Source organism: Streptomyces sp. NPDC006265, assembly GCF_040613555.1.
Taxonomy (GTDB): Bacteria; Actinomycetota; Actinomycetes; order Streptomycetales; family Streptomycetaceae; genus Streptomyces.
The window spans coordinates 1-5,148 of record NZ_JBEXSH010000668.1 but is presented as its reverse complement, the minus strand read 5'-3'; the positions used below and the strand labels follow the sequence as shown (position 1 = coordinate 5,148).

At 67.8% G+C, this 5,148-nt stretch carries 4 protein-coding genes and 1 pseudogene; 4 read left to right on the top strand and 1 reads right to left on the bottom strand.

Going from position 1 to position 5,148, the window contains the following annotated elements; translation table 11 throughout:
• Positions 1-364: 364 nt before the first annotated feature.
• Genes ABZ281_RS36975 through ABZ281_RS36965 form a run of 3 tightly spaced genes read left to right on the top strand, consistent with a single transcriptional unit; the run spans position 365 to position 2,574 of the window.
• Positions 365-838 (top strand): hypothetical protein, encoded by a 474-nt coding sequence (locus ABZ281_RS36975; RefSeq protein ID WP_356662419.1) that lies wholly within the window; start codon positions 365-367, stop codon positions 836-838.
• A gap of 46 nt (positions 839-884) precedes the next feature.
• Complete coding sequence (locus ABZ281_RS36970) at positions 885-2,105, top strand: DUF4262 domain-containing protein (protein ID WP_356662418.1); 1,221 nt, start codon at positions 885-887, stop codon at positions 2,103-2,105.
• 46 nt (positions 2,106-2,151) lie between these two features.
• Positions 2,152-2,574, top strand: coding sequence for a hypothetical protein (locus ABZ281_RS36965; RefSeq protein ID WP_356662417.1), 423 nt, complete (start codon positions 2,152-2,154; stop codon positions 2,572-2,574).
• 161 nt (positions 2,575-2,735) lie between these two features.
• On the opposite strand, the gene ABZ281_RS36960 is transcribed toward ABZ281_RS36965, so the two are convergent.
• Positions 2,736-3,917 carry a tetratricopeptide repeat protein gene (locus ABZ281_RS36960; protein WP_356662416.1) on the bottom strand — a complete coding sequence of 394 codons (1,182 nt, stop codon included), beginning with the start codon at positions 3,915-3,917 and terminating at the stop codon, positions 2,736-2,738.
• 403 nt (positions 3,918-4,320) lie between these two features.
• On the opposite strand from ABZ281_RS36960, the pseudogene ABZ281_RS36955 reads away from it, so the two are divergent.
• A pseudogene (locus ABZ281_RS36955) lies at positions 4,321-5,148 on the top strand (radical SAM protein); the annotation flags it as partial.

The following is a 5,148-nucleotide window of genomic DNA, read 5'->3' as shown; positions in this document are numbered from 1 at the left end:
GAACAAGCGTCCCGCGAGGCGTCGCAAGGTCAAGAACGCTCGGACCGGCTCCGTGGGGAGCAAGATCCTGCCAGGCCGGTACAGCGATGAGGGCGAAAAGGGGCCCTGGTTCCGCCGTCTGACTCGCCGCGCCGAGACGCGCAGCTGGCGGCGTGAGGCATCGCAGCTCTGACGGCTGCCCTCAACCAGGTCCTCGACGTCACGCCGGACGGCCAAAGAGCCGCCCACACACCAAACGCCGCCCGGTCCCACTCCCCGCAGGTGCGTCGGCCGAGGCCCCTCTGCTTCACCGCTGCCGACAACGCGCGCGGTGCTGCCCCCTCTTCATGCGCGCCCGCCGTGGCGCTCGACCCTAGGAAGAATCGTGTCTGCTGATCTGCAGCTCCGCATCCATTCGGCTCCCGCTGGCGAGGTCGTCGCGCTTCTGGACCTCATGCGGGAGCACGAACTCCGCGGCGAGTATGAGCGTGGTCCCGCCGAGACACTCACGCTGGGGCAGGTCTACCGCGCCCGGGACGCCGCACTGGGCCTCTGCGAGGAGGTCGCCGCACGGCTGGAGGAGGACGCCCCGAACGTCGTGTTCGAGCTGTGGCAGGACCCTCACTGGAGCGCCGACGGGCACTACCACGCGTACGTCCCCAAGTACGGGCATTTCGAGGCTGGTTGCGACGCCGAGGGCGTTCCGCATGTCGGCGTGCACGAGCTCATCCAGCGGCTCAGCAGCAGCCCGAAAGCGACGATCGGCGACTGGATGGCGGGCGAGGGGGCAGACCTGCTCGGCGTCGCAATCCTCGCCGTAGTGGGCGAGTACCAGGCGCGGCAGTCGTCCGGCTCCTGATCCTGGGCACTTCCCCTTCCCCCCCGTCGAGGCCGGATGGCCCGTGATGAGCGCGATCGCGCAGCGCCACCGCTCTGCGATCGCCCCGGCGACGACGCACGCCCTCGGCCAGGCCCTCGTCGGCCTCCCCACCCCACGATTCACTGGAGATCTGAACATGGCGGACATCCGTATGCGCTCCCTCGGGCACCCCTGGGAGCGAACCACCGTCGCCGCCGACGCCGGAGGACACGAAGACTTGTTCATCGCCCTCTTCCTCAGGGCGATGGAGACCGTCCCCGAACTGCGTTCTTTGCCCGGTGACCTGGAGGCGTACACCGTGCGCTGGGACGGCGAAGAGCTGTCGATCTTTCACCCCGATGTGGAGCAGGCCGTCTTCCGAGCCCAGCCCGATCCCGATCACTCTGCGCATCGGGGCGCTCCGGTCAGGACGCGGCCGCCCGAGCTGTGGCGCGAGGAGCGCGGCCACAGCTTCTACCCGGATCCGGAGGAACTGGCCGAGATCCCGGGTCTGTGGGCAACGGTCCTGGAGCCGCACGAGCACAGGGTGGTCGGCCTCCGGTATTTCTCCGCCGGGGGTGAGTGGTACGTCGTGGAGGTCGACGACGCGACCGGCCAGGCTTACGGATGGTCGTGCCTGGAGGGTGACCTGTCACAGGGCCAGTGGGGCCTTATCGATCTTCCGGCTCTGGAGTCGTGCCGTCCGGACGGTGATCTGTCCCAGCTGGTCGTCCGCGATATCGCTTTCACGCCCGATGCTGCGGCCAATGTCTTGCCGGAGGGCCGCCCTCACGATTCTTGCGGGGATGGGGATTGCCCCGTATGCCCGCCAGATTTCATGACGGCATATGTTGCTCAACTGCGGGCCGTAATCGCGGAACACGGGTTCGCCGTTCAGTCGGTGCTTGCTGATGAAATTTCTGCTGCCTATTGCTACACCGTCGGTCTGCACGAATCTCTAGGTCACGAGTTCGTGATGGCCGGCCTGGACGTCCGGGTCATGCAGGGCGTACTCCATTCCGCCGTGGAGCGGTTCGCCGGATCGTCTGGTCCAGTAGCCGGTGAGGTGCTGGACGGGCTTCTTGCGAACGGATTTCAACTGCTCATGCGCCCCGTGGAGTCTTTGGATCCCTTCGCGATGCTGCGGGCGGTGTACGGCTGGGAGATCGCCGTGCCGTACTGGCAGGCCGTGTGGCCCGATCGTGACGGCATCTTTCCGACCGACGCCTCTTGCTCGCTTTCCCCTGGAACCCAGCCACTTCTTTAGGCCTATTTTCAGGTTTCCAACTCTTTGCGTCCTAGGAGATATTTCTATGCGCCAGCCTGAACCATTGAATGCCGTTGATGAGCTGCGGCTCTTCCTGGATTTCGCCGTTCCACTATGTGGCGCTGACATCGCGTACAAGCTCAGGCAATGGGGTCATTCTCGTGAGCAGGCCAAGAATTGGCTACGTGGTGAAGCCGAGCGCGCTGGCGGCAGCTTGGGCGAGAACGGGGACGTGATCCAGTTCAGCGATGGTCGTCCTCGGTCGGGGCGCACGCAGAACCGTGTGGTCCGGACCGCGAGTGAACTGGCTCGCGGCGTGGCAGCCGCGGCGCTGCTCGCCCAACTGGAGGGCAAGCGCGGCGTCGAGGCCTTCGGTGGCTTCTACGGTGTCACCGCCGGGCCCGCCGACACGGCCCGCGTCCGGGACATGGAGGACGGTGCCGTCGATGACGCCTCTCGCGGCAGCTGACCTGCGCGGAAGCCGACGGCGTGAATGCCTTGCGGCCGTCTCCGCGCCCGTGATCGTCCTCGGTAGTTCAGCTGGACACTTCCACTCGAACCGCCCGGGCACTTTCACGCGAGTCACCAGGCGGACCATGGCGGGAACGGCCCGCGCCGCCCCAGGCGAACTCAAGCGAGGGCTGCGGCCCGAACCCTGAGGTCTGCTGCCTTGGGAAGGCTGGGGAAGCGACACAGGCGTACACACATGTCTTGAGCAGCGGCGCGGACCTTGATGGAGCGGATGCCTTCGGCGCAGTCGAGGAAGTCGGACCACGTGGACAGTGCCCCATCCGTGTTCCCTTGGCGCAGCAGGACGCCGGCGAGGTCAGCTGTGACGATCGCTCTGGTGCGGCGGCGATCAAGCCCGTGGATGTCGAGGGCCAGGCGGAGGTGCTCGTTGGCGGCCGTGAGATCACCGAGACGGTTGTGGACCATGCCGGCTTCGTGGGCCCAGCGGCCGGGCGAGTAATGGGCCGCCCAGGAGTCGACGGAGCCGGCGGGAGGCCTTGCGATGGCAGTTTCAGCGAGGGAGAGGTGCCTGGAGGCGAGGTGGCGGTCGTTGTCCTGGGCGGCGGCGTTGGCGAGGGTGGCGTTGTAGTAGGCAACGGCGCGTGGGTTGTCGATGCCGCGGCCGTAGGCAACGCAGGCCTCGCTGAGCTGGACTGCTTCGGCGTGGCCGCCCAGGTCGAGGCACTGTACGGCGAGACCGCGCAGGGCTGTGGCGGCGAGCTCGGGGTCGCCTGCTTCATCGGCGAGACGGTAGGCGTGGGCGTAGTAGCCCTGGGCGAGTCCTTGGAGTTCGGGAGTATCGCCTTCGTCTTGGGCCATCCAGCCGGCGAGATGGGTGAGCTGGGAGGCAGCGGCGAACAACTCCTTGCCGGTGGCCTCGGTGTATGTGCCGTTCAGCCAGGGGGCGACATCTTCGGTGAGGTAGCGCACGGCGAGGTGGCGGGCGTGGCCGCCGCCGAGCTCCGACGCGGAGTCGCCGAGGCTCTTCACCATGATCTTGATGGCGGTGACTTCGCCACGGCCGACTCGGACGGCTGCGGCGGGTGTGCTGGTGACGCGGCGGGTGATGCTGTCGGGGTCGGGCAGGCCGAGGGCGGCGAGGGCGTAGCCGCTGGACGCGGTGAGGAACTTCCGGCGGTCCACCTCGAGGTCGCTCCTTCCCAGCTGGATGACTGAATCCACCGTATCGGCGTGGGCCGGTGTGGGGGTTGGCGGTTGCGGGACGCCTCTGGCGTCGGGATCGAGTTCGAGGACGCGAGCGACGTAGGGCCACCAGTAGTCGGGTGTGCGTTCGCCGGTCATCCACTTACGGGCGTACTGACGTTGTAATCGGTCGGGCCCACTGCCCTCGGCTCGTCCGACGGCGCGTGCCAGGCGGCTTGGCCCCCAGCCACGTTGCAGGCATGCCTCACGGATCAGGTACGCGAGGTGCTGAGCGTGCGGCGTGCGCGTCATCGCGGTCACCCCGTCCCTGGACTACGCGGGACTACGGAGGATTACATCTTCCCCTCTTCCCGGCGCGGGCACTCAGCATTTGACTGAACTTCCCATTCACCCCAACCAGCGCTCTGCACAAGGATGTTCGGGATCTCTCAGCACACGGGTGCCCACGACTGCGGATGCCGGTTCGCGTGAGCCAGGCGTGCGGGCCGTTCGCGTCGGCGGGCCGCCCGGACCGATCAGCTGGTACTGGAGAGGAGTCTTTGTGACCGCCCCTGTGGTGATCTTGGACTGCTACACCGTAGAGCCCAGCGGCCTGGGCGTCCCGCCGTACCTGTCCGCCTACGTGCGGCAGGCCTACGCGGCCCTGCGCCGGGTCCGGCCCGACGCCGAGGTGAAGTACGTGACGATCGACGACGTCCGCTGGTGCTTGGCCGGCGGCCGCCCGTTGGCGGAGCCGCCGCTGAGCGACCGGCTGACGTACTCGGCGACCGTGAACCGCGACAAGGCAGTGGAGCTGTTGAGGGACGCCGACATGGTGGTCGTGGTGGCGGGGGACAAGGTCCCGTCGGTGCACCTGCATGCCGTCAACGGCTCGCAGGACGACATCGCGCGCGCGATGGCCTGCGTACGGGGCCGCCGCTTCCTGCTCGGACCGATGGCCACCTGGGCGCTGTCGGAAGCAGCCTCCTGGGCCGGACTCTTCGACGCCGTCCATACCCACACCGTCACCTCGGGCGGCCTGAGCCTGGGCAGCACTACGCCCGCCCCCTACGGGCAACTGGAGGCGGACCGCTCCTCGTTCACCGGCCTCGTCGAGCAGATGCCCTGGGATCCGGTGGCGGAACTGGAGCTGTACCGCGGTTGTACCCGCAAGGCGTTCTGCCGCTTCTGCAACGAGCCGGGGAAAGCACCGACAGTCGCGCACCGCACGGTCGAGGACGTCCTGGCAGAGGCCGGGCAGCTCTACGACGCCGGGGTGCGCCACTTCCGTCTCGGCCAGCAGACCTGCTTCTTCTCCTACCAAGGCCGCAGCGAAGAGGCGATCCGGGCCCTGCTGGTCGGAATCCGGGAACGCTGCCCGGAGCTGGAG